This is a genomic window from Pseudonocardia pini (assembly GCF_013870575.1).
Classification (GTDB): Bacteria; Actinomycetota; Actinomycetes; order Mycobacteriales; family Pseudonocardiaceae; genus Pseudonocardia; species Pseudonocardia pini.
The window spans coordinates 1-1628 of record NZ_JACBXB010001006.1; the positions used below are offsets into that span (position 1 = coordinate 1).

Consider the following 1628-nt stretch of genomic DNA (forward strand, 5'->3'; position numbering starts at 1 on the left):
GACCTGTCGCTGCGGGCCGCCGTCGTCGCGCCGGAGCAGGGCGAGCACGAGGAGCACGAGGAGGAGGTGGCCGTCGGTGGTTGAGCATGCCGCCGCCGACCTGACGCAGGTGAAGGCGGCCGCGGAGCTCGTGGCGTTCGGGCTGCAGCGCCGGTCGCGGCCGGTCGAGGGCAGCGACTACCGCGCCCTGCTGGACCGGTACCGCACCGAGCTGCGGTTCCGGGACGTCGTGGACACGATGGCCGAGGGCCTCGGGCTCGAGGTGCTGGGGACCCCGCGCTCCGGGATCGTGCTCGCCCCCGAGCCCGGCGGCCCGTTCGCCACCAAGCTCGCGGACTTCCGCACCATGGACCAGGCCGAGCGGCTGGTGTTCGGCCTGGTCCTGATCGGGATCGCGGCCTACGCCTACCCCCAGGACGTCGACTTCGACGATCCCGAGACGAAGCTGGTGGACCTGCTGAAGGTGGACGAGTTCCTGCGGTCGGCCATCGACACGCTCAAGGCCCAGGAGGGCGGCGAGGGCACCCCGGAGGAACGGGCCCGCGTCGCCGCCGAGGTCTACGCGGACATGCCGCAGCTGATCACCACCCAGACCGGGCGGCGCGGCCGCGGCTGCACCCTCAAGGCGATCGAGGACACGTTCGGCTGGCTGGGCGACCAGGGCGCGGCCCGCGAGGCGGGCAGCCTCGGGCCGGACGTCTACCACCTGACCGACCGCTTCCGGCTGCTCGTCGCCGACTCGGCGGGCGGGGCGGCGCTCGACGCGCTGCGCGAGCTCCGCACGCAGAGCCGGGAGACGACGCCGTGAGCGCACCGGTGATGTGGCAGATGAGCCGGATCCGGATCGACCGGATGGGTCCCACGGCGGCCCGGTTCCTCGACGTCACGCTGGACTTCACCGACGCCGCGGGCACGCCGCTGGACTCGATCCTCTGGCTGCGCAACGGCGGCGGGAAGTCCACGGTCCTGTCCCTGGTGTGCGCGCTGATCCGGCCCGCGCGCCGGGACTTCCTCGCCACGGCGGCCACCGGCAAGCACCTCGAGGACTACCTGCTGGGAGACGACACCGGGCACGTCGTCGTCGAGTGGTCGGGGCCGAGCGGGCGGCGGCTGGTCACCGGCGCGGTCTACGAGTGGGCGGACCGCGCCCAGCCCGCCGACCCGAACCGCGACCACGACCGGCTGGGCTCGCGCTGGTACCTGTTCGAGCACGTCGAGGGGCGGGCGGAGTTCGACCTGCTGCCGATCACCGTGGAGGGTGGCCGCGCCACGCAGCGGGACTTCGTGACCGCGTTGCGGACGTGGGACGTCGTCCCCGGTGCCGGCGTGGTGGTCACCGACCGGCAGGACAAGTGGTCGCAGGCACTCGACGACCACGGCCTCGATCCGGCGATCTTCACGGCCCTGCTGCAGATGAACGCCACCGAGGGCGGCATCGAGGGGCAGTTCCAGTTCCGCAACGCGGACCAGTTCGTCCGGTACCTGCTGGAGCTGATCGTCGACCCGGAGGTCCCCGGCCAGGTCTCGGACATCCTGGAGAAGGTCCGGGCGGGGCTGGCCGAGCGCCCCCAGATCCTCGCCGACCTCACGTTCGCCACCGAGGCCGTCCCGCTGCTGCACTCGCTGGC

The 1628-nt window shown here is 73.1% G+C and carries 1 protein-coding gene and 1 pseudogene; both read left to right on the top strand.

All coding sequences use genetic code 11. The annotated features are described in order from the left end of the window. The first annotated feature begins 76 nt into the window (after positions 1-76). On the top strand, positions 77-808 hold the full coding sequence (locus tag H5J29_RS31890) for a hypothetical protein (protein ID WP_181784634.1): 732 nt from the start codon (positions 77-79) through the stop codon (positions 806-808). Next, positions 805-1628, top strand: a pseudogene (locus H5J29_RS31895) (hypothetical protein); the annotation flags it as partial. The gene H5J29_RS31890 and the pseudogene H5J29_RS31895, both read left to right, overlap by 4 nt.